Annotated in this window: 20 protein-coding genes and 2 pseudogenes; 12 read left to right on the top strand and 10 right to left on the bottom strand. The window is 49.2% G+C overall.

Features of this window, described 5'->3' with window-relative positions:
* Positions 1-68: 68 nt before the first annotated feature.
* Positions 69-896, bottom strand: coding sequence for a DUF932 domain-containing protein (locus tag C2U54_RS21260; RefSeq protein ID WP_003092327.1), 828 nt, complete (start codon positions 894-896; stop codon positions 69-71).
* A gap of 392 nt (positions 897-1,288) precedes the next feature.
* Here C2U54_RS21260 and C2U54_RS21255 point away from each other — a divergent pair, with 392 nt between their 5' ends.
* A complete protein-coding gene (locus tag C2U54_RS21255) occupies positions 1,289-3,745 on the top strand; it encodes an ATP-binding protein (protein ID WP_016487840.1) in 2,457 nt (818 codons plus the stop codon).
* Positions 3,746-3,811: 66 nt separating this feature from the next.
* Here C2U54_RS21255 and radC read toward each other — a convergent pair whose 3' ends face one another.
* The 3 genes from radC to C2U54_RS21240 form a co-directional block, all read right to left on the bottom strand.
* Positions 3,812-4,321, bottom strand: a complete 510-nt coding sequence (radC, locus tag C2U54_RS21250; protein WP_016487841.1) for a RadC family protein — start codon at positions 4,319-4,321, stop codon at positions 3,812-3,814.
* Positions 4,322-4,672: 351 nt separating this feature from the next.
* Complete coding sequence (locus C2U54_RS21245) at positions 4,673-5,737, bottom strand: PDDEXK nuclease domain-containing protein (RefSeq protein WP_016487843.1); 1,065 nt, start codon at positions 5,735-5,737, stop codon at positions 4,673-4,675.
* Positions 5,734-6,933, bottom strand: a complete 1,200-nt coding sequence (locus tag C2U54_RS21240; protein ID WP_014603550.1) for a tyrosine-type recombinase/integrase — start codon at positions 6,931-6,933, stop codon at positions 5,734-5,736. The genes C2U54_RS21245 and C2U54_RS21240 overlap by 4 nt, the downstream gene beginning before the upstream one ends.
* Positions 6,934-7,110: 177 nt before the next feature.
* Here C2U54_RS21240 and C2U54_RS21235 point away from each other — a divergent pair.
* Both C2U54_RS21235 and C2U54_RS21230 read left to right on the top strand, forming a co-directional pair.
* Positions 7,111-8,565, top strand: a pseudogene (locus C2U54_RS21235) (ATP-binding cassette domain-containing protein); the annotation flags it as partial.
* Positions 8,552-9,916: an HlyD family type I secretion periplasmic adaptor subunit gene (locus C2U54_RS21230; protein ID WP_103180586.1), complete on the top strand. Its 1,365-nt coding sequence runs from the start codon at positions 8,552-8,554 to the stop codon at positions 9,914-9,916. The pseudogene C2U54_RS21235 and the gene C2U54_RS21230, both read left to right, overlap by 14 nt.
* Before the next feature lie 45 nt (positions 9,917-9,961).
* On the opposite strand, the gene C2U54_RS21225 is transcribed toward C2U54_RS21230, so the two are convergent.
* Together C2U54_RS21225 and C2U54_RS21220 are read right to left on the bottom strand one after the other, a co-directional pair.
* Positions 9,962-10,501: a DUF2058 domain-containing protein gene (locus C2U54_RS21225; protein WP_103180584.1), complete on the bottom strand. Its 540-nt coding sequence runs from the start codon at positions 10,499-10,501 to the stop codon at positions 9,962-9,964.
* Positions 10,502-10,535: 34 nt separating this feature from the next.
* A complete protein-coding gene (locus tag C2U54_RS21220) occupies positions 10,536-11,072 on the bottom strand; it encodes a cysteine hydrolase family protein (protein WP_103180582.1) in 537 nt (178 codons plus the stop codon).
* A gap of 196 nt (positions 11,073-11,268) precedes the next feature.
* Here C2U54_RS21220 and C2U54_RS21215 point away from each other — a divergent pair, with 196 nt between their 5' ends.
* Positions 11,269-13,185 carry a flagellin N-terminal helical domain-containing protein gene (locus C2U54_RS21215; RefSeq protein ID WP_103180580.1) on the top strand — a complete coding sequence of 639 codons (1,917 nt, stop codon included), beginning with the start codon at positions 11,269-11,271 and terminating at the stop codon, positions 13,183-13,185.
* A gap of 40 nt (positions 13,186-13,225) precedes the next feature.
* Here C2U54_RS21215 and C2U54_RS21210 read toward each other — a convergent pair whose 3' ends face one another.
* Positions 13,226-13,447: a hypothetical protein gene (locus C2U54_RS21210; RefSeq protein ID WP_103180578.1), complete on the bottom strand. Its 222-nt coding sequence runs from the start codon at positions 13,445-13,447 to the stop codon at positions 13,226-13,228.
* A 497-nt stretch (positions 13,448-13,944) separates the two neighbouring features.
* Between C2U54_RS21210 and C2U54_RS21205 the strand changes: the two genes are divergently transcribed.
* From C2U54_RS21205 to C2U54_RS21175, 7 genes are all read left to right on the top strand, one after another.
* The gene (locus C2U54_RS21205) at positions 13,945-14,838 is read left to right on the top strand and encodes a DUF6387 family protein (RefSeq protein ID WP_103181116.1); all 894 of its coding nucleotides are present in this window, start codon (positions 13,945-13,947) and stop codon (positions 14,836-14,838) included.
* 196 nt (positions 14,839-15,034) lie between these two features.
* Complete coding sequence (locus tag C2U54_RS21200) at positions 15,035-15,247, top strand: helix-turn-helix transcriptional regulator (protein WP_101705180.1); 213 nt, start codon at positions 15,035-15,037, stop codon at positions 15,245-15,247.
* A gap of 19 nt (positions 15,248-15,266) precedes the next feature.
* Positions 15,267-15,584: a hypothetical protein gene (locus tag C2U54_RS21195; protein WP_103180576.1), complete on the top strand. Its 318-nt coding sequence runs from the start codon at positions 15,267-15,269 to the stop codon at positions 15,582-15,584.
* Positions 15,585-15,667: 83 nt separating this feature from the next.
* A complete protein-coding gene (locus C2U54_RS21190; RefSeq protein WP_103180574.1) occupies positions 15,668-15,964 on the top strand; it encodes a hypothetical protein in 297 nt (98 codons plus the stop codon).
* A 50-nt stretch (positions 15,965-16,014) separates the two neighbouring features.
* Positions 16,015-16,251 carry a hypothetical protein gene (locus tag C2U54_RS21185; RefSeq protein ID WP_103180572.1) on the top strand — a complete coding sequence of 79 codons (237 nt, stop codon included), beginning with the start codon at positions 16,015-16,017 and terminating at the stop codon, positions 16,249-16,251.
* A 65-nt stretch (positions 16,252-16,316) separates the two neighbouring features.
* On the top strand, positions 16,317-16,682 hold the full coding sequence (locus C2U54_RS21180; RefSeq protein ID WP_103180571.1) for a hypothetical protein: 366 nt from the start codon (positions 16,317-16,319) through the stop codon (positions 16,680-16,682).
* Between the two features lie 61 nt (positions 16,683-16,743).
* The gene (locus C2U54_RS21175) at positions 16,744-16,980 is read left to right on the top strand and encodes an H-NS family histone-like protein (RefSeq protein ID WP_047361952.1); all 237 of its coding nucleotides are present in this window, start codon (positions 16,744-16,746) and stop codon (positions 16,978-16,980) included.
* Positions 16,981-17,031: 51 nt separating this feature from the next.
* Here the strand turns inward: C2U54_RS21175 and C2U54_RS21170 are convergent, their stop codons facing one another.
* Positions 17,032-17,511 carry a DUF4756 family protein gene (locus C2U54_RS21170; protein WP_103180569.1) on the bottom strand — a complete coding sequence of 160 codons (480 nt, stop codon included), beginning with the start codon at positions 17,509-17,511 and terminating at the stop codon, positions 17,032-17,034.
* A 188-nt stretch (positions 17,512-17,699) separates the two neighbouring features.
* Between C2U54_RS21170 and C2U54_RS21165 the strand changes: the two genes are divergently transcribed.
* On the top strand, positions 17,700-18,968 hold the full coding sequence (locus C2U54_RS21165) for a hypothetical protein (RefSeq protein WP_103180568.1): 1,269 nt from the start codon (positions 17,700-17,702) through the stop codon (positions 18,966-18,968).
* A gap of 118 nt (positions 18,969-19,086) precedes the next feature.
* Here the strand turns inward: C2U54_RS21165 and C2U54_RS21160 are convergent, their stop codons facing one another.
* Both C2U54_RS21160 and C2U54_RS27985 read right to left on the bottom strand, forming a co-directional pair.
* On the bottom strand, positions 19,087-19,848 hold the full coding sequence (locus C2U54_RS21160; protein ID WP_101705187.1) for a hypothetical protein: 762 nt from the start codon (positions 19,846-19,848) through the stop codon (positions 19,087-19,089).
* 152 nt (positions 19,849-20,000) lie between these two features.
* Positions 20,001-20,555 (bottom strand): annotated as a pseudogene (locus C2U54_RS27985) (hypothetical protein); the annotation flags it as partial.
* Between the last annotated feature and the right edge of the window lie 473 nt (positions 20,556-21,028).

The raw sequence follows: 21,028 nt of genomic DNA, 5'->3' as shown, positions 1-21,028 counted from the left end.
TATCGGTTCAGGAATGCAGCAGCGAAGAAAGCGACAAGGGCTGCTGCCTGCCCCTGCCGCGTGGGGATTCAGGCTTTCAACTGGCGCATGCCATCGGCCAGCAGCCAGAGGGCGCGATTCAGTCGGATGTTTTGGTCGATGCCCTGCACCGGGCGGGTTTGCTGTCGGCGCCCGTTGGCGCTGCGGCCACGCAGCCCGCCTTGGGTCAGGTTTTCTTGGGTGCGGTTGAACACGCTCCACAGGTCGGGGCGGCGGTCGTCGAAGCGGCGCGGCATCAGGATTTGCGATTCCGTGATGGGCGCGGGCTTGTCGGGGTCGTCGTACTTGAGGGCGAGCGCGGCGCGGGCGAACACTTCGGATTCGCCATCGTCCAAGGTGATGCCGCGCATGGCATCGCGCGATTCCTTCACCCGATCGAAACCGCTCAAGACTTCGTAAGCGCCCTCAATGACCAGACCGGCCACGTCGCCTTTATGGGGCACTCGCACATCGGCCACGGTGTTGCCGCAAACAAGGCCATTGCTGCACACGAACCGGAACATTCCGGCCAGCATCTGATAGCTGCTGGTGCCGTCGTGCGAGTTCAGCAGCACGATTTCGTTGGCCTCCGCGCCGTTGATCTGGCTGGCATGGCGCAAGCGAATCATGTGTTTGGTGTGCTCGCGCTTGCCTTCGTCGCGCACGCGGGTTTGCGTCACCATGAAAGGCTGGAAGCCTTCTTTGCGAAGCTCGGTCAGCACGGCGGCGGTGGGGATATAGGCGTACCGCTGCGAACGGCTCTCGTGCGGGGCATCCGCGAAGATGGACGGGGCCACGCGGTGAATCTGGTCGTCGGACAGCGGGTAATCGCTGCGCAGCGAGGGGGAGCGGAAAGCGAAACGGGATGCGAGTTGCATGGTCTTTCTCCTGACAAAAGAGGTTTGCTGTTCACACCGCACACCGGATTTCTAGATTCGGAGCCCAGCCTTTCGGCTGTTTGGTGCGGTCGGCACGAGGAACCCGGTTGGCCCTGTTGCCACCGTCTTTCCTGAGTTCATCGCCCGCGGCCAAAGGAGCGCGCGGACGGGGGCCGTCAAGGAGCCAAGCGCAGGGTGGGTGCGGCCCGCAGGCGCAGCCGAGGACACGGCCCTGCGCGCCTTGACGGCACACGGGCGCGGGCTACGGTCGCGGGTAAGGTGATGAAGTCAGGGGAGACGGCTGGACAAGGCAACGGCCATCCCTTTGTGCTGACCGCACGCAAGCGAAGCGCGCAGGCCCGAAGCTGGAAGCCGGGCCGTAGGCGTCAGCGATGCGGAAGGCTGGCGAAGCCAGTCCCGCCAGGGATGAGCGACTAGCGAACCTGGAGCAGCGCGATCCGCGAAGCGGAGACGCAAGAGGACTCTTCGTTTACCATTTGTTTCGCAAGCTAATGATGGGAAAGCAAGAACACGGAGATCTAGAGATGATTGTCTGCATCAACCGCCTCAAACAGTTCGGAATCTTCAGCGACTTCAATGGAACGAAGATCCAAAAGTTCGGCCGGTACAACCTGGTCTATGGTTGGAATGGAACAGGCAAGTCAACGTTATCGAATCTATTCTCTTGCTTTGAGCTTCGCTCGATGGTTCCCCGCTTCAGCACGGGCCAATTTTCAGTAGTTCTGGAGGATGGCTCAACGATCACGGAATCCACACTCCACTCATCCCAATTGAATATTCATGTTTTCAATCAACGCTTCGTGCATGAGAACATTGATTGGGACAAATCCGTAAAGAGCATCCTTCTTATTGCGAAAGAGAAGATTGATGACTTGCAGAAGCTGGAGAAGCTGAAGAGCGAGCTTCAGTCGAAAAAGAAGGCTCACGACGACAAGCAAAGCGATATCAAGAAGCAGCGTGAGGCATTAGAGAAGTTCCTGACCAATGCTGCCAAGAAAATGAAGCTTGGACTTCAGGCGATTGATACGAGCGACAGTTATTACTTGAATTACGACCGCCGCAAGCTCTCCAACTTCATACAGAATAACGGCGAGACAATTATCAAGGCGGAGTCGGTTCTTCCAGATGAGAGGGTTATCGACCTTACGAATGCCGCCAAGCCAGATCAGCTTCCAAGCATTGCTTTCGCCTCAACGGCCATTGAGCCGGACTACTTTAAGAAAGCGGCGGGCCGCATCAGAGATTTGATTGGGACTACGGCGGTCAATCAAGCAATCCAGCGGCTTACCGATAACCCGGACATCCGCGAATGGGTTCAAGCAGGCTTGGAAATCCATAAAAACCACGACTCGCAATCCTGCGAGTTCTGCGGCTCTCCGTTCGCCCAGCTTCGTGCCGAGGCGCTTGCTGCCCACTTCAGCAAGGAGTTCACGGAGTTTCAGAGCCGACTTCAGAATGCGGCGACATGGATTGAATCTCAAGGCGCTCCAGCTAATCAGTTTCCCGCATCGACCGAGTTTTATAAAGAACTATCGGCCGAGGCAGAAAAGCTTCAAAAGGACTACGCAACTGCTGCTGAAAAGATCGACCAGCAAATGGACGCCTGGCGGGAAGCCCTGAAGGCCAAGATCACAGACCCTGGGAAGACAGACATTCAGATCTCGGATGTGGTTGAAGACGATGTCACCAATTTCAATGACATCCTGAAGTCGATTGTTGCTCTCGTTGGAAAGCACAACAATAAGACTTCAAATTTCAAATCTGAGACCTCAAAAAGCAAGGTGGCACTGGAGCTTCACTTTGCTGCGGCTGAGGTGCAAGAGTTTGACTATGCTGGAAGTGAGAAGAAGTGCAATGACCTTGAGTCAGAAGCAAAGAACGACCATAAGGAAATTGAAAAAATTAGTCTAGAGGTCGGAGCCATAGAAGCGGCGCTCTCGAATGAAACGGTCGGGGCAAAGGAGTTCAATGACATCCTGCATCGCTTCATTGGCCGCTCTGAGCTTTGCCTGAACTTCAATCAGAAGAAGAAAGGCTATGAGATCATCAGAAACGGGGTTGGTGAGCACGATGGGAATTTGAGCGAAGGTGAGAAGACTGCGATTGCATTTGTCTATTTCATCACGAAGCTCAAAGAAAATGGAAATAACATCAAGGATACGATCGTCGTCGTTGACGATCCGGTCTCAAGCTTTGATTCTAATCACTTGTTTCACGCCTACTCGTTTTTGAGAACGCAATGCACTGAAGCCAAGCAACTTTTTGTGCTGACTCACAACTTCACTTACTTTAAGCTAGTGAGAGACTGGTTCACTGGCACCAATAGGAATCGAGTCAAAAAAGGCAACGCCGAGAATTGCTTCTTTTATCGCCTGGATGCGCCACCTGGCTCCCCTCGTCACTCCCTACTTGTGGATGCCGACGACTCACTCAAGAACTACGGTTCCGAGTACCACTATATCTTCAAGAAGCTTTACGAATATAGGGCGCACACGACACTCAATCGAGATGAGGCGTTCTTGACCGCCAACCTCGCCCGAAAGCTTGTTGAATCGTTTTTTACCTTCAAATATCCAAGGCGGCGAAGCGACATTAGTCAATTGATGGAGGCTGGCCTAAAAGATTGCACCATCACGACACCAGAGCTTAAAGAAAAAATCTACCGCTTTATCAATAAGTATTCACATAGCGACGTTATTGAGATAACAGAGGAATCCGCAGAAAACTTGGCAGGCGAAAGCCACAGCGTCATCGGGAACATCTTCCAGTGGCTGGAAGAGGTGGACAAGAAACATTACGACGAGATGATTCAGGTTGCGACGGCCTGAGCATCAGGCCGCGAGGGCCATAGCTATGCCACCAGGCGCAGCAAAAAGGGGCCGAAGCCCCTTGGGCTAGATCAGCCCATGCTCGGCGAACGATGCCGTTTCGTTGCCCGCAACGATGATGTGATCGAGCACGCGCACGTCCACCAGACCCAACGCTTCCTTGAGCCGCTGGGTCAGCGCCCGGTCAGCCGCGCTCGGCTCGGGGTTTCCGCTCGGATGGTTGTGCGAAACGACGACCGCCGCCGCATTGAGCCGCAGCGCCTCCTTGACCACTTCGCGCGGATACACCGACGCACCGTCAATAGTGCCGTGGAACATCTCCCTGTATTCGATCAGACGATGGCGCGTATCCATGAACAGCACTACGAACACCTCATGCTCGAAGCTGGCCAACTTTGTACGCAAGTATTCCTTGACCGCCGCCGGCGAAGTGAACTCTGCTCCGCGCTGCATTTTCCGGTCAATGACCTGGCGCGCAGCTTCCAGAATGTCGTCGGCCGATGCCGGTAGATAGCGCCCGTGCGCGTCGCGCACCAGCAGACAGGAATCGAACGAGGGAAAGGACAGTTGCGACATGATCGTGCTCCGGTTGCTCGGGCGGAATTGCCCGGAACCGGCGGCAGCACGGCGCAGCGCAAGCAGTCAGGGGTCGCAGACGGCCGCCAGGACGCAAGCGCGCATGGCGCGCGCCGCCCTTGACGGCGAGAACGCCGTGATACGGTGAAGGGAACAGCAAGACCGCCCACACCCGCCCACTGCACAGAGTCGATTTTTGGCAAGCGGAGCGCGCAGGCCCGGATCAACGAGCCGGGACGGAGGCGTCAGTGATGGAAGCCCGACAGGGGCGAGACTCGCGCAGCGAAGCTCGATGCGCAGCACGACAGCGCGACGGCGGCACGCCGGGACGCCCGACTGCTTGGGACAGGACTACTCGTTGTCCGTCTTGCGCTGCTCGATTTGCAACTGCGCCCGTTGCGTTGCCTGTTGCAGCCGCTCCACCAGCACGCCCCTCGGCGGCAAGGCGGTCAGATACTCGGCAACGTGGATGCCGGACTTGTCCAGCTCCAGCAATTCGATCTGCTCGCGCTTCTTGCCGGTGCAAAGGATGATCCCGAGCGGCGAGGCTTCCTCCGGCTCCCGTTCGTGCTTGTCTAGCCACCGAAGGTAAAGCTCCATCTGCCCTTTGTAGGCCGCCTTGAAGTCACCTACCTTCAACTCCACCGCAACCAGCCGCCGCAGCTTGCGGTTGTAGAACAGAAGGTCAAGGTGGAAATCCTCGTCGTCGATCGGAATGCGCTTCTGCCGGGCGACGAATGAGAAGCCCGCGCCCAGCTCCAGCAGGAAGGACTCCATTTCACGGATGATCGCCGCTTCCAAGTCGCCTTCCTGCCAAGTGTCCCGCAGGCCCAGGAAGTCGAGGATGTACGGGTCGCGCATGACCAGGGCCGGCGACATGCGCTGCGCATCGCGCAGGGTCGCCAACTCCTGCGCTATGGTTTCTTCCGGCTTTTGGGAAAGCGCCGTGCGCTCGTACAGCATCGAGTCGATACGCTCGCGCAGCGTCCGCACGCTCCAGCGTTGGGTGCTGGCCATCTGTGCGTAGTAGTCCCGCTGGAGCGGGTCTTTCAGCGGCATCAGGGCGATGAAGTGCGTCCAGCTCAATTCTCGTATCAGTGATACGAGAATTCGCTCGTCGGGGAAGGTGGCGGCGAACTGCACCATGCGGCGCAAGTTCTGCTCTGCAAAGCTGCTGCCGTACTCCTCCACCAACTGCGCAGCCAAGGTGGGCAGAACTTCCTTGCCGTAGGCGCCCCGGCGCCTGTCCAAGACCTGCGTGTGGATGCGTTGGCCGATGCGCCAGTAGAGCATCGTAAGCTCGCTATTCACCGTCGAGGCGGCGCGCTTGCGCGCCGCCTCGATCAGTGCCCGAATGTCGCCCAGCAGCGCCGCGGGCGCTGCGAGCGATGCTGCTGATGGCCGGCGCCCGTTCATGCCACCGCCTCCGCAAGCTGCCGCGCGCCCGTGATGGCTTGGCGGCGGCTGGCCACCAGCTCGGCCGCCTCGCGCACCGGCTTGTCCTCGGTGTGGACGTAGTGCATGAACATCGCCACGGTCTTGTGGCCCGTCAGCTTCATTCCCACTTTGGTCGGCACACCGGAATTGGCAATGTCGGTGGTCGAGCGATGACGGATGCCGTGCGTGCCTACGTGCGGCACGCTGGCGGCCTTGAGCGTCCGGCACCAGCCGCCATAGTGCTCGCCAAAGGTCAGGTGCTTGGCCGGGTCGTTCGGCGACGGCAGGACGTAAGGGCAGCCTTCCAGACGCGGCGCCGTCGAAAGCAGCCGATAGGCTTCCTCGCTCATGGGCTTGGAAATGCCGCCAACCTTGCTGTCGGGCCACACCACGCGCCGGTTCTCGAAGTCCAGCCAGCTCCATTCGAGCGGGCAGATTTCGGAGCGCCGCGCCGCAAACTCGAATTGCAGCCGGATCGCCAACGGGATGACGTAGTTCTCCAGCCCCTCCGCCTCCAGTTTCTCCAACTGGCGGAAGATCCGCACCATTTCCTCGTCCACGATGAGCCGGGTTTCCTTGCCCGGCGGGTACATCGGGACGTGGCGGCACGGATTCGTACCGTCCGGGCGGAAGCCCCAGACTTCGGCCAAGTTGAACATCTTGCGCAGCACGCCGAAGGTCTTGTTGGCCTCGGTCGGCTTGTAGGCCAGCTTTTCCATGAGCCCCGCAATGTCGGGCCGCTTCACGTCATGCACCTTCTTGCGGCCCAGCAGCGGGATGATGTTGCGGTCGATGACGCCCTGGTAGCCGTCCTGCGTGCTGACCTTGTTGCGCTTCTTGGAGTAGTCCTCCATGAACTTTTTGCACAACTCGGCCATCGTGGGCGCCTTGCGCGCCTCGGCCTTGGCACCGCCGGGATCACCACCCCGGCGAACCTCGGCCAGCCAGTCCTGCGCTTTGACCCGCGCCTGTTCGACGGTTAGCTCCCCGTAGAGTCCCAGCGAGGGCTTGCGGGGCTGGCCAGAGTTCGTGCGGTACTGGAGCATGAACACCCGGCGTCCCGTCGGGGTAATCTTGCAAAGGAAGCCGGGCACGACGGTATCCCGTAGTTCGATGTCCTTCGCCTGGGGTTGCGCCGACTCTACGGCGGTCTTGGTGAGCTTGATCTTTGCCATGATGACTCCTTGGAACGACCCGGATTCCAGGAGCCAGATAGGAGCGGCGCGAGGGAGAACCGGGTCAAGTTTCAGAAAGCACCGGCATATGATGGACGCGCGTAAGCTATTGATAAACCTGTTGTATCGGGCTACGTCGCAGTCCAGCGAACTACCGGGCTGGAGTCATCGTGAAACAAAAAAACCGACCTCGTGGTCTCCTCGGCGCTGTTCGAGCGGCTGCTGGGGATGAAGATGAAGCTCCGCCCGCAGCGGGTGGGCAGCTTTGCGCAGAATTTCCAGGAGTTCCAGTCGATTCGTGATTTTCTGTCGTCGCTGACGCTGACCGCCTTTATCGATCTCCCCTTTACCCTGCTGATCCTGCTGGTGATTGGCATCATTGGCGGCCCGCTGGTGTTTATCCCGCTGCTCGCTTATCCGCTGGCGCTGCTGGTGAACTGGTTGATCCAGCGTCCGCTGATGTCGCGGGTCAGGAAGACCTATCAGCTCTCCAACGAACGCCAGGCGATGCTGGTGGAGACACTCACCGGCCTGGATGCCATCAAAATCAACAACGCCCAGAGCGAGCGTCAGTATCAGTGGGAGCACCTCACCGGTCAGCTGAGCAAGCTGGAACTGCGGGTGAAGTCGCTCTCCTATGTGGCGGTGAACTTTACTGCCTGGCTGCAGCAGTTCAGCGGCGTGGCCCTGATCGTGGCCGGGGTCTACATCATTATCGGCGGCAACCTGAGCATGGGCGGGCTGATTGCCTGCTATCTGCTGCACCGTCGCGCCATGATGCCCATCGGCCAGCTGTGTAGCCTCATCACCCGCTACCAGCGTGCGCGAATGACCAAGGCCACCATCGACCGGATGATGGATCTTGAGCAGGAGGTGCAGGACGACGAAGTGCCGCTGAAGCGGGAAACCCTCTCCGGCGCCATTGAGCTGCGCGATGTGACCTTTATCTATCCCGGCAATCAGTATGCCTCGCTCAGCAACGTCTCGCTGACGATCCAGCCCGGGGAGAAGGTGGGGATCATCGGCCGCAGTGGGTCCGGGAAAAGCTCGCTGGCGAAACTGCTGGTCGGGTTTTACCAGCCGGACAGCGGGAATGTGCTGATCGACGGCATCGATGCCCGTCAGATCGATGTTCACGACCTGCGGCACAACATCGGCTACGCGCCGCAGGATATTCATCTGTTCAGCGGCACCCTGCGGGAGAACCTGGTGTATGGCGCCAGCTACGTTGATGACGAGACGATGCTGCGGGTGGCTACCCTGACCGGGGTGCACGAGTTTGCCCGTCGTCACCCCTCCGGTTACAACATGCAGGTGGGTGAGCGGGGAATGAGCCTTTCCGGCGGCCAGCGGCAGGCTGTCGCCCTGGCGCGGGCGCTACTGCTCGACCCGCCGGTGTTGTTAATGGACGAACCCACCAGTTCGATGGATAACACCAGCGAAGATTTGATCAAAAAGGCGCTCGTACCGGTGATTGCCAACAAAACGCTGCTGATGGTCACCCATCGTGCGTCGCTGCTGACGCTGGTGGATCGTCTGATTATTGTCGACAACGGCAAAATCATTGCCGATGGCCCGAAAGAGAGCGTCATGAGTGCGCTGAAGAAGGGACAAATTCATGCGAATCGTTGAGATGCTTAGCCGCCTGATGAGCTGGCTGTCAGGAGATAAACAGCCCGCGCCGTTTACCACCAACGAGGTCAACAAAGCGTTGCTGGATGATGCCCCCCGGGTGGTACGCGTCACGCTGTGGGCAATCTTCGCCTTCTTTATCGCCATGATCCTCTGGGCATCGCTGGCCAGTATTGACGAAGTGACGCGCGGGGAAGGGCGGGCGATCCCCTCGTCCCGTCTGCAGAAAGTGCAGAACCTCGAAGGGGGGATCGTCGCCGAGGTCTTTGTGCATGAAGGCGAGGTGGTGAAGGCCGGCGCGCCGCTGCTGCGCCTGGATGATACTCAGTTTCGTTCCAACGCCGGGGAGAGCGAGGCCGATCGGCTGGCGCTGCAGGCGCGCATCCAACGTCTGACCGCGCAGTTGAACGATGCCACAACCCTGACCCTGGCGCCGGAAATAGTGAAGCAGGCGCCGGAGATCGCCAGCGGTGAGATGGAGCTTTTCGCCAGCGTAAACAAACGCATTCAGAGCGAACTGGCGGGGCTCAACGAACAGCTTATCCAGAAGAAGCAGGAGCTGCTCGACTTCCAGGGCAAGGCCAGCCAGTACCGTCGTAGCCTGGGGCTGCAACAGCAGGAGGTCGCCATGTCTGAACCGCTGGTGGCGAAAGGGGCGATCTCCAAAGTCGAAGTGCTCCGCCTGCGTCGTGGCGTGGTAGAAACCCAGGGACAGCTCGACTCCGTGACACTCGCCATCCCGCGGGCGGAAGCGGCCATCAAGGAGATTGAGAGCAAAGTCAGCGAAACGCGCGGGCGTTATCGCAGCGAGGCGCTGGGGCAGCTCAACGAGGCGCGAACCGATCTCAGCAAGATAGAGGCCTCGGGCAAGGCGATTTCCGACCGGGTGAACCGTACCCTGGTCACTTCGCCGGTGCGCGGCGTGGTGCAACAGCTGATGGTCAACACCATCGGCGGCGTGATCCAGCCGGGCAACGACCTGGTGGAGATTGTACCGCTGGACGACAAGCTGCTGGTGGAGGCCAAAATCCGCCCGCAGGACATTGCGTTTTTACGTCCGGGCCAGGAAGCAACGGTGAAGTTCACCGCCTACGACTACACCATCTATGGCGGCCTGAAGGGAACGCTGGAGCAGATCAGCCCTGATACGGTAACCGACAAAGACGGGAAAAGTTTTTACGTGATTCGCCTGCGCACCGATAAAAACCATCTCGGCACGGATGAAAAGCCGCTGTTAATTATTCCGGGAATGGTGGCGTCGGTGGATATTATTACCGGTAAGAAAACGGTGATGGCCTATCTGCTGAAACCGATTCTGCGCGCCAGAGCGGAGGCGTTCCACGAGCGTTAATAAGTATGGAGAAAGGCCACCTCGCCGGGAGGTGGCCTTTAAGTGTTACCACATCAAATCGTCAGGCACGACAAAATCGGCGTATGGATCGTCTTCATCCTTCGCTTCCTGCGTCAGCTCGCCGCTGAAGACGATATAGCTCGCATCACGCTGCATAATTTTATTCGCCACAACGGCAGGGATGATGGCGTATTCGCTCTCGCGACCCGCTTCAGCAACCAGACGCGCAATCGCCAGACGGCCATTGATCAGCTGTTTTTGCGTGATTTTATCCACAGTGATTTTTTTAATCAGATTGCCGTCGGTGAAGTTAAAGCCGATATCGCCTTTGGCAATGACGATGCGGTTCATCTCAATCAACTGCTTGATCTGCGCCTTATACTCTTTTGCCAGCGTCGCCTGCTTTTGCTGTTCGCTAAGCTCTTTGTCGCGCTCAATTTGCGCCTGCTTATTCACTTCTACCGCTTCCCGGGCCTCACGCGCCTGGACGCGGGACTTTTTGGCGGTGCGCTGCACTTTTTCCAGCTTTTTACTGCTGACTAAGCCAGCTTTCAGCATCTGCTCTTGTAGTGTGAGTTTGGTCATCGTCGTTTCTGAAATCTGTCAAATGATGGGCAGATTATACCTGTAATTCCACTGCAGGGATAACCTGGGCAAAATCGGCCGCAAGCAGCGCAAGGGTGACATCATGAATGACTTTTGCGCTGAGCTGAGCTTGACTCAGTTCAAAGCTGATTACCGCATCTTTTAGCACCGTCATCTTTAATCCAGGGTCGGCACCCATCCTGACGGTGGAGTTAACGCAAAATCCGGCCACCGCGCCAGTGACAACAACCTCTGAAATTTGCGCATCCTGAAGATAATCCAGTAATCCCGTTGAGCTGAACGCGGAGGAGGTGTGTTTGATAAAGACCGGTTCGTTCGCTGATTCTTTAAAGGCGTCCAGGGGTAAGCTGGAGGAGGAGCTGGGATGGAAAAGCGAGCCCTGTTCAGGCGTCTGGTGGCGAACGTGGATGACGGGAAGGCCTGATTTTCTGAATTTTTCAATTACAGAGGTCATGTTTTCAATGCTGTTATGCGGGAAGTAATCCACGCCCTGCTGAATTCTCTCTGTGACAAAATTCTGCATATCGATGATGAGTAGTGCTTTTGGCATGTAATCCTCCTTAAACCTCGCCACTGGCAGGGTTATTATCGGTTTTTGGGCATCTTCTTAACGCTGGAACGCATTAACATATTCGCAATTATGCGCCACGCCCCCTACCAAATTTGGTTAAGGCTCAAATAAATCATCAACTAATCTACTGTACGACCGATAACAGCTTCAGAGAAACCTGTATCGGTATATCGAAATGCTGAGCCTAAAAACTAACCTGATGGCGTTAACGCTGCGGGGTCAATCTGCAAAAAACACCTCTGCCCTGGAGCAGTCTATCCGCAATTTGTCTTCCGGCATGCGTATCAATAGCGCGAAGGACAATGCGGCCAACCAGGCGATTGCTAACCGCATGACCAGCCAGCAAAATGGGCTGCAGCAGGCGCAGCGGAATGCTGGTGATGGCTTGTCGATGATTCAGACGGCCGAAGGCGCAATGGATGAAATTAACAATCGTTTGCAGCGTATTCGCGAGCTTACAGTCAAAGGGCTCAGTGAATCCAATACCCTGGTGGATGCCGATACCATTCAGGCCGAAATCAACTTAAACCTTAAAGAGATCGACCGCCTGAACGGCGCTGTCGACTTTAACGGCATCAATCTGTTGAATGGCAGTGCGGGTACCGTCGGTTTTCAGGTCGGCACCCGGGATAATGAAAAAATCTCCCTCGATTTATCGAAAAATTTCAGCGTAGAGAGTATCGGCCTGAAGGATTTCGTTATTCGTGGCATCAGCGGTAAGGTTTCAGATATCAATCAGGTTTCTGGAAATGCCAGTAATATCGACCTGAACAGCGGTAATGTCAGCGTAACCTGGTATCCGACGGGCTCATACAACTCGCCGCAATTGGTGCGAAACGCCACTGATGGCCGGTATTACATTCAGGACACGGGAGCCGACGGCAAGCCGGCTTATTATCAGGCCACCACGGCCGCAAGCTGGGATACCGCCAGCGGAACCGGAACTGTAAATATCAGTGCCACCAATGGAACGCCTCTCTACAGCAGCGTCACCCAGCTAAGTAGCCGGACCATTACTTCGGTGAGCTATATCGATACCAACGGGGGAATGTTAAGCAATAGTCCCGCGCCGACATTAAGAGAATCAAACGGCCAGTATTATATTGAGCAGGATGATTTGTATTATCCTGCAACCCTGAGCTACGGTTCATCGGGTGCCGTCACCGCACAAATGACCAGCACCACGGCAAAACTGGATACGGATTTCGCTACGCTTCCGGCTGTCGTAACGACTACGCCCAATATTGATGCCACGACCGCAGCGTTGAGCTTCAGGGATGCGAGTAATAATCCGCTTTCCGGCTCCAGTTCCCGACTCCTGAAGTCAGGCAGCCAGTACATTATGGAAGTGGACGATGGCAACGGTAATTTTAACTATTACACTGCCTCAGTAACGACCACGACTGATGGTACAAACAGTTCGCTTGTGGTGACGGCGAATAACGCCACCAGCCTGAATAATTTCTCTGATGTGAATCAGGTCAACGGGTCGTCACGGGTCACGATGGATCCTGCGAAGGTCAACGTGCGTTATACCGATGCCAAAGGGAATATCTCAAACGATGTGCTGCGCCTGGACGCAGACGGTAATTACTACATGGATGTGGTGAACGGCACTGAGACAAAAAAAGCCACTCTGGTTTTGACTGATGAGAATCCTGCCCGCTTCCTGCTAAAAACGTTGAATGGTCTGGGGGATCTCCAGATCTACTACCAGGCGTCTTTTAGTGCCTCTACGGATGCGGCGACCAACTACACGACCCTGAATATCGATGAAGTCGGCGATGAGATCCGCCTGAAAAATCCTGAGAACCCTCTGGCCGCGCTCGATAATGCCATTAAACAGGTTGATGAAAGACGCAGCACGCTGGGCGCTGTGGCGAACCGGTTGGAGTCCACGCAAAATCTCCAGGCGACAATGTCTGTTGCGGTCAGTGCGTCCCGCTCGCGGATTGAAGATGCGGACTATGCCGCGGAAGTGTCCAGTATGGCCCGGGCGCAGATGCTCCAGGAAACGTTCGCCTCGTTAATGACCAAAGCCAACCAGACGTCACAGGTAGTGTTGTCACTGCTGAATGATTCGATGAAATAACATCTGGTGAGAGCCCCGAGCTTTCGGGGCTCCGTAACGCTTAGCGAATGACGTTACCGCGCTGTACGCAATGCCCATCGTTGCAGTTAACGGCATCTACCCTGGCGGCACGGTGATTTCTTGCCTGCGCGGTAACCGTTGCAGCCGCTACCGGGTGGGCGGAATTTGCGACCACGGCTGCGCGTTCTACAGGGTGAAACACAACCCCAGCAAAGGCTGAGCATGGGGCGATTAAAGCCAGTGCGATCAGGATCTTTTTCATCAACTTCTCCGTTCAATTTTGTATTACCTGGTAAGCCAGGGATACGTTCTGATGGCGGGAGAGTACATTACAGCAACCCGTTAAGTTGTGTTTATGGGTGCTATTGAACAGAAAGTAACTTACGAAGTTGCGGGAAAAAATGGTAAATCTGACGGCAGGAAAGTGTCCCCTGCAGGAATCGAACATTCACTTAATCCTATGTTATTTAGGTGTAATTAATAATGCTTAAGTATTTATAACAACAAATGTACCAACATTTTCAGCCGTGAATAACAATATTGTCAATTAAAATCAATTCATTACGCCACTGGCCTTTGGCGTACATCTCTGGATGATAAACATCGAACACAGAACCAGCTAAAGGCATCTTGAACGATTTAGATAAAAAACGCTTTCTTTCAGCGGCCTAACCCGCTACACCAAGAGTCTTGACGTAACTTAACCAAAAGATAAATCGGCGTTTACGCTGTTAATGCAGTCAGGAAATGGTAATACAGATGAAAGCCAGTGACACAATGAAGGCTGTTAAGCAGTGGTTCAAGTTAAGCAACTATGATGTCCTTCAAGAGATCACAGTTAACGACCTGAGTTATGAAATCAGTCGGCGTGTACCATTGCACCGACATGATTTTAGTAAAGAAGAGCACCCTCGGCATGAACGCTATCTGCAAGAAGAAGCCAAGATTCTGGCTGGTCATCCTCTTTTAGCGAGTTCGATAGAAAGAACCGCCCCAACTACAAAAAAGAAAAACCCTTTAGTGGATGCGCGGCTGCATGTCAGGCATATGACCGTCAACGACATTAGCCGCTACGAGGCACGGCTACGGGACCTTGATCTACTTCACAGAGTAGGTTACTCATCCGATGCATCGTCTGTCCCGACATCAAAAGAGGATGGGATGCGGAAGCTGAGAGACATTGACGAGTTTGATGATGGGCATCCACTGTATTTGTGGTTAAACATTAAGTTTCTGACTGACGATGAGGTTATTGAGCATATCAAAAGAATGCTTCCTCAATGGCGAAAGGAGTATACCGTTGGCGAGCCAGCAATTGGTTCGTTTCGGTTTGGACTAAGCACTGTCAAAAAGGTGATCAACCTCAGGGTTATCCCAATGCTTGATCTGCTGCTTTGGGCGAAGCGGAATGATGCCAAGATCTCTTATGAGCAGTTTTCCCGTCTCCTCTACCCTAACGACTCTGAAGTCATCAGAGGCGGCTCTCAAATCAAGGATACCGACAAGCCGTTTGCTGAAAAAGTGCTCACGCGCGAATTTGATCGACTGTTTAACCTCTGGCTGAGTAAAAACGATTACATGATGGATACTAAGGTAGCCGAAGCGATGAAGATGAACGAAAAAGAAGAGGAGGACGAGAAAAAAGGGAAGTAACTCACTTTCTGCATGTAGGGGATCACTGTCAAGTCTGGTCCCCATCCTTCAAAATCAGCGAAATCCACAAACTCCCATTTTCCCCTAAAACCACGCCCTGCCACTTTCGCAAAAAATCTTGTTTGCCAATCTCTGCATCCAGCGATCTCATTTTTTCCTACTATAGCTCTTGTCGAAACAACAGAGGAAAAGACAAATGAGAAATGAAATCGCTGGAAAAAGATTAATCCGTATTCCTGAAGTGCTGAGAAGAGTCGGATTTGGTAGAACCACAATGTATGAGCTTATAAAGGAAGGCCGATTCCCAGATAAGGTAATCATAGGGGCAAGAACTGTAGCATTTGTGGAAAGTGAGATCGATGCATGGATTGAAAATACTATTTCCGATTCACGCAAAAATAATAAATAACATATAAGAGGAAGCGAAAATGAAAGTGCAAAAAATAGGAATAAATGTTAGTAATGATGATACAAAATACTTTGTTCTGAAAAGTGGCGAAGACTATGACTACTATTTGCGATGTATGCATGAGTATATGGGGGAAAGATTCTATCATAATCTTGAAGATGATGGTTATATGGAAGGTGTTTTAAAATCAATAATAGAGAATGGTAAGAAAGATTTTAATGAGTTCTTGAAAAAACATAAATATAAAGCATCGCTTAAAAACGTATATTTTGATGAAGTGCTTGTCAACCTGAGGCAGATACATCATATGATGAGTCACTATATTTTGCATACATAATCGCTGGCGTCATCTATTCGGCCCCGCAAGGGGCTAATAACAAACGAAATGAATAAAAAGCATTTAATTATGAGGGTATAAATATGACTAAAGAAAATATTATTGAAAACAAATCAACAGAACTTTTTTATGATCTTACTTGTAGATCATTTTGCGCAAGCTGGAATATGTTTATGGAAGTTAATGGCGATGGAGATGCCAATGATTATTTGGATGATCCTGATTTTATGAGTCCATTTATTATTTATGTGATTGACCATATTCAGAATAACTTTGAGAGATTCACCAAGCAAGAAGAAAACTGTGGTGATATTCATGAGGTTAACTTTGAACAAGTAGCAGCGCTGCTGGTAGGGTATTCAGAAAACTTTAGAAAGTAAGAACTAATCTTGCCCCGGAAGGGGCTAACTATAAACAATAGGAAAAACAGATGAAGAATGATATGTCAGTAATCGTAAGTATGTTATGTGAAAAAACACCTAAAGTGATGAATCTTATCCAAGAGAGCTTGGATATATTTATCGCATTAAGAGGTAGCTCTGTCGAAGAAATAATGAATGATAAGACCTTGTTAGATTATTTAAATCGTTATGTAAATGAGACACTGTATGATGAGATGGATCTGGAATATGGTTCTGTAATCATCAATATAGTATCTAATCAATAGTATTAATACCTTCTCGCTATTTATCTAATATTTATCTAATATTTAACTTAAGAAAAGGAATCAGTATGAAAGAGATTGTTTTAAATGAAAGCAATAAAATGGCAATAAATCTTATCACAAATGTATTACAGGGATATTGCGAAACGATCTATAGTATCTCTGAAAAACAGCCTGAAACAGCCATGAATATTTTAACAGGGGAAATGTTATCAGAGATACTTTATGATGTTTTGATTGCTTGTGAAGTTGAAGACTCTGTTAAAAGTGGAAGAGGCAAAGATGTATCTGAGATCAATATGGATGAGTTGAAAGATACTATCTTATACTGGCATAAAGAACATATCATTGAGCTTGTACTGAAAAACATCAAACCGGATGATGTGGATGAACGTATTTTCTGGAAGTTAAAAATGACTGTGAATCAGTATTGAAACATGGCAATATTCCCTCGTGCAGAGGGAAATAATCCTGTAATCAAACGGAGATAACCATATGATTGATGAATTTCATGTTATGTATATGTATAAAAAAATACAAGCTGAAGCTGCGACAACAGATATGAAAACACTGGAACAGCTTTTGAAGAAGTTCCGTCAAGTCGTTGCGGAACGCCGGGAAGAATACTATCAGGAGATTGGTGAGAAAAAGGCTCAGAAATTGAGAGCCAAGAGATTACAACAGTTGCTTGAGAAAATGGGGCGTGATCGTATATCACCAGATGAATTATAAATGTCGATACCATATTGGTGTGGCGGCCAATATGGATAGAGCATCATGCATTTAGATAGACATTTTTCTTCTGTTTTTATTTGATGATTCAAAATCTGATGAGATAGAAGAAAGCTGTTTAAGACTCAGCTCAACAGAGCGCTGGAACGCAAGGGTGGCCTCTGTGCGTTGTTTTATCACCAGAGCCATGATTTCAGCATCACTTTTTTCTTCGATGGTTTTTCTGTAAAGTATTCTTTCATTAATTAAATCAAAATTTCCTGATGATTTAGCAGCGGTGTTAGCGGCTGAGTGACTTATAGGATTAAGCTCACTAATAAAGCTAGCCAAAAGAGATTGTCTTTTCTTATCCAGTCTGCGCAGTGTGGTATGTGCAGACCTATATTTGTTTATTTCATATGCAAATGCATCATCATCACGTAGCTTACGATATCCAGTTCTATATTCTTCCATTGATGGATGATTTTTGAGTTCTTCAATCGTATTAAAATATGTTAATAAATCATTGTTGTCTAATTGTACTTTTCTCATATATTTCCTCGCCATAATAATATCAATGAGTATATTTTATTAAATATAGAGGAAGTGTCAAATTAGTGATTTTATCCCTTAGTACATCGTGAGTTTTTTTCAAATAATAAAATATATCAATGCCATATATTTACTAGTTGTTAATATAAAATATAATAAATATATCAACAAAATATATAGGTGATAATATGAAAGAGAGTACTTGGGAAGAAATATCAGAAATAAATGAAAGATTTTATAAGGCAAAAGCTGAAGCAAACAATAAAATATTCAATGCTGATACAGGAATAGATAATGAAGCCTTAAGAAGGGTTCAACAAGCTGTTTTAAAACAGGGGAATAGAGGTCTTGCAGAAGAGTTGCATAAAGCAATGTTTGAGAATAGCGCTGTAATGAGAGTCAAACATGCGGAGCGAGTTTCAAGTTCATTGAACGAATGGTTTGATACAGGTGCTTTTAGCGATAAAATAAAATCAGAAGGTGATGTAAAAGAAAGAGAGGTAGTGGCATCTAAATCCGAAGCATTCAAAGACGCACCTTACTTTTCTGTTGGTATGTATCAACATAATATAGATCAGCCAGATGTAAAGGATGCTTATATAAAAAGGGTAGAACAATTAACCAAAGATATGGAATATCAGCTTAGTTTTGCGGTTAGTAGAGAAAGCCATATGAACAATACCATTGAGGCCGCTAAACAGCTTTTAGGTGTTGAAGTTTTCAATAAGCTATATGCTGGTGAGTCTTTAGACATAGCACCAACACCAGAACCTGTAGCGATAGTGAAAGAACAGGCAGAAGTCGATAACCTAGATGATATAATAAGTGTTAACGAACAATTTTACCAAGTTAAAAGACAAGCTGATGAAAAAATATTCAATATTGATACTGGCATTGATAATGCTGCATTGAAAAGAGTGCAGGAAGAAATACTCAAGCAAGGCAACAGAAATCTTTCAGAAGAACTTCATACAGCTATGTTTGATAATCGAGCTGTAATGAGAGTTAAACATGCTGAGAGAGTATCCAGTTCTTTGGGGGTGTGGTTTAACAAAGAAGGATTTAGTGAAAAAATAAAAAATGAAGGTGATGTTAAAGAAAGGGATGTAGTCGTTTCCAGATCGGAAGCATTTAAAGAGGCACCTCATTTTTCTGTTGGAATGCTTCCAACTGATATAAATGATCCAGTAGCAAAAGATACTTATATAAATAGAGTTCAGACGCTAACTAAAGAAATGGCATCTCAAGTTGATTTTGCCGTTAAAAGAGAAAATCATATGAGCAGGACATTAGATGCAGCAAGAGAGTTTTTGGGCATTGAAGTGTTTAATAAACTTTATACTCAGACGCATGAAAAGGTTATAAGTTTTAAAGATAAATTAAAAAATGTAAAACAGTCTTTATCTGAACCTGTTTCTCAGGATATGAGAAGTAAAAATAGAATAAAATTTAATTGATAATGATAATAAAAGATAAATAAATTATCTAGACTGTAAATTATTTCCAGTGATCTGCTGAGTGCTTGCCTCTAATACGAATGTTTGCAAGGGCTAAAGAAGGCTCAGTATGAGCCTTTTATGATAATGATTTAGCTTTGAAATATTCCATTAATATCACCAGATGAACCTTTAACTCTTTAAAGAATTTGATGGATTCTCTAAACATCATAAGGGGAAGAAATTCAATATCTTCAGATTCACGAATAAAATCATCATCTATGTATTTTTCAACTATATCCCTGTTTTCGAATTCTAAAATAGCGGTGTGATTTCTTGCTGCCTCTAAAGCTATCTCCCTTGTGGGGTTATCAACATATTTTAAGGCAGCGCCACAGTTTTTTACCGCCATTAACTGTAAATCATACGAAGGGTTAGGGATTAGCCTAAGAGCCATTCCATTGTTCTTCACTGCAATTCTATAAAAACCGTTTAAGTCTTCTTCTTTAATAAAAGGGATAACATGTTTAAGATTGTATCCATTGTTTTGAATCGCGATATTACACAACTCATGTGTAGGGTTATTTAAATACTGTATATTTACCCCGGAGTTTTTCAATACTTTTTTACATAGAGAGTATGATGGTTCTTTTTTAAATGCCAAAACATTATCTGCATATAGTATGCTGCCACCATCTCTTTCTAAGTCTATATCACTATTTAGTTTGTCTAAGTAGGGTTTATACTCATCTTCAATATCTATGCATGAAACCTTTTTAATAGAGTTTTTTACATAATGTGAAGATATAGGCTCATAATAATATTTCTCCCCATCCATCTGAAAGAATATTATAACACCACCCAAATAATTTTTCTCACGCACTATTATTTTACTTTTCATAAACCCTTTTATTTTTAAATTTTAATAACTATTGCATGCTTCTTCCTTATCGACTTATTCGGAATAATCATCCAACATCTTGTTTGCTGATACTGAGTTGCAACATCAGGAGTAGAGAAAGATGATTTATCATCTTCATTATTTATTTTTTAAACGTTGCTAATAAATATAGTATCTTCGCAAACTGAGATAAATACGTTTTTATGCCTTAACTGACTGTTCTCAGTGATTTTTGAACTTATGGGATTTAACGTCCTGTACTAGCCCTATAGAAATAGATTCGCATTTATCATTGTATGTTTTCCTTCTTGAACCAGAATATTTTTATTTATAAGTTTCTGCCAGCATTTACTTACGTTAGATCTACTCATGGCAAGCTCTTCTGCAAGAGCTGATTGTGATACGCTGGCGATCAAATTTCCATGCTGCATGAGCTTACATAAACGGATCATTATTGTATATTCTGCACCCGACATGTTCTACCCGAGCGTTTCCAGATTATCTAAAAAAGCGTGAACATAGACTATTCTCTGTTGTATATCAGAGCTATGTTCTTTGTTTACATTTGCTGTTGCTTTATCTTTTCGGTTTCTATTGTGGAATCCGTATATCTCTAGCTTTTGCTTATCAGTAAAATTATTTCTGCATATGTAATCTTCCACTCCTTCACTGCTTAATGCCATTATTTTATTGTAATCAATGCTCATGTGTCTTTCCTTTTATTATTATTATTGTTTATATTTATATAATGCAGAACATGTCATTGTCAAAAATAAATGTGAAAAAATGAAATAAAATACATTTTTGCGAAATTACGTTCACTGATTCCGATGGTTTTTAAATATAACAGAGTTTTCAAAGAAAGATGTTTGGTTTCAGTACAGAAAAATTTCACTGTAGAAATATTTTAATATAATGATTTTAATGGTTTAAGATTGGAGTGTGCCAGTCAAATGGTTCCGTTTTATCATCTGTCATATCTTTACTTTTAATGATAGACAGCAAGTGATTGTATAAGACAATCACTAAGCGCTGCTGGTTTTTAGGGATATGTTATTGTTTTCTTTTACTACATAGCGGCTATCGCCGCAATTCTGTATGGATAAATCCATCATTAACAGGGATGAACCCTGTTCCAGCAATGTGATTGTTCAAGACAATCACGAAGTGCTGCTTATGT

Source organism: Leclercia sp. LSNIH1, from assembly GCF_002902985.1.
GTDB lineage: Bacteria > Pseudomonadota > Gammaproteobacteria > Enterobacterales > Enterobacteriaceae > Enterobacter.
The sequence above is the reverse complement of the archived record's forward strand: the minus strand, read 5'-3'. Positions and strand labels throughout refer to the sequence as shown.

Bases quoted from the DNA above. Each gene is read 5' to 3' on its own strand.
- C2U54_RS21200 (WP_101705180.1), top strand. From the start codon at position 15,035: ATGAGAAATGAAATCGCTGGAAAAAGATTAATCCGTATTCCTGAAGTG.
- C2U54_RS21160 (WP_101705187.1), bottom strand. From the start codon at position 19,848: ATGAAAAGTAAAATAATAGTGCGTGAGAAAAATTATTTGGGTGGTGTT.
- C2U54_RS21185 (WP_103180572.1), top strand. From the start codon at position 16,015: ATGAAGAATGATATGTCAGTAATCGTAAGTATGTTATGTGAAAAAACA.
- C2U54_RS21170 (WP_103180569.1), bottom strand. From the start codon at position 17,511: ATGAGAAAAGTACAATTAGACAACAATGATTTATTAACATATTTTAAT.
- C2U54_RS21220 (WP_103180582.1), bottom strand. From the start codon at position 11,072: ATGCCAAAAGCACTACTCATCATCGATATGCAGAATTTTGTCACAGAG.
- C2U54_RS21240 (WP_014603550.1), bottom strand. From the start codon at position 6,933: ATGGCAAAGATCAAGCTCACCAAGACCGCCGTAGAGTCGGCGCAACCC.
- C2U54_RS21195 (WP_103180576.1), top strand. From the start codon at position 15,267: ATGAAAGTGCAAAAAATAGGAATAAATGTTAGTAATGATGATACAAAA.
- C2U54_RS21225 (WP_103180584.1), bottom strand. From the start codon at position 10,501: ATGACCAAACTCACACTACAAGAGCAGATGCTGAAAGCTGGCTTAGTC.
- C2U54_RS21215 (WP_103180580.1), top strand. From the start codon at position 11,269: ATGCTGAGCCTAAAAACTAACCTGATGGCGTTAACGCTGCGGGGTCAA.
- C2U54_RS21175 (WP_047361952.1), top strand. From the start codon at position 16,744: ATGATTGATGAATTTCATGTTATGTATATGTATAAAAAAATACAAGCT.
- C2U54_RS21210 (WP_103180578.1), bottom strand. From the start codon at position 13,447: ATGAAAAAGATCCTGATCGCACTGGCTTTAATCGCCCCATGCTCAGCC.
- C2U54_RS21165 (WP_103180568.1), top strand. From the start codon at position 17,700: ATGAAAGAGAGTACTTGGGAAGAAATATCAGAAATAAATGAAAGATTT.
- C2U54_RS21255 (WP_016487840.1), top strand. From the start codon at position 1,289: ATGCGGAAGGCTGGCGAAGCCAGTCCCGCCAGGGATGAGCGACTAGCG.
- C2U54_RS21260 (WP_003092327.1), bottom strand. From the start codon at position 896: ATGCAACTCGCATCCCGTTTCGCTTTCCGCTCCCCCTCGCTGCGCAGC.
- radC (WP_016487841.1), bottom strand. From the start codon at position 4,321: ATGTCGCAACTGTCCTTTCCCTCGTTCGATTCCTGTCTGCTGGTGCGC.
- C2U54_RS21245 (WP_016487843.1), bottom strand. From the start codon at position 5,737: ATGAACGGGCGCCGGCCATCAGCAGCATCGCTCGCAGCGCCCGCGGCG.
- C2U54_RS21190 (WP_103180574.1), top strand. From the start codon at position 15,668: ATGACTAAAGAAAATATTATTGAAAACAAATCAACAGAACTTTTTTAT.
- C2U54_RS21205 (WP_103181116.1), top strand. From the start codon at position 13,945: ATGAAAGCCAGTGACACAATGAAGGCTGTTAAGCAGTGGTTCAAGTTA.
- C2U54_RS21180 (WP_103180571.1), top strand. From the start codon at position 16,317: ATGAAAGAGATTGTTTTAAATGAAAGCAATAAAATGGCAATAAATCTT.
- C2U54_RS21230 (WP_103180586.1), top strand. From the start codon at position 8,552: ATGCGAATCGTTGAGATGCTTAGCCGCCTGATGAGCTGGCTGTCAGGA.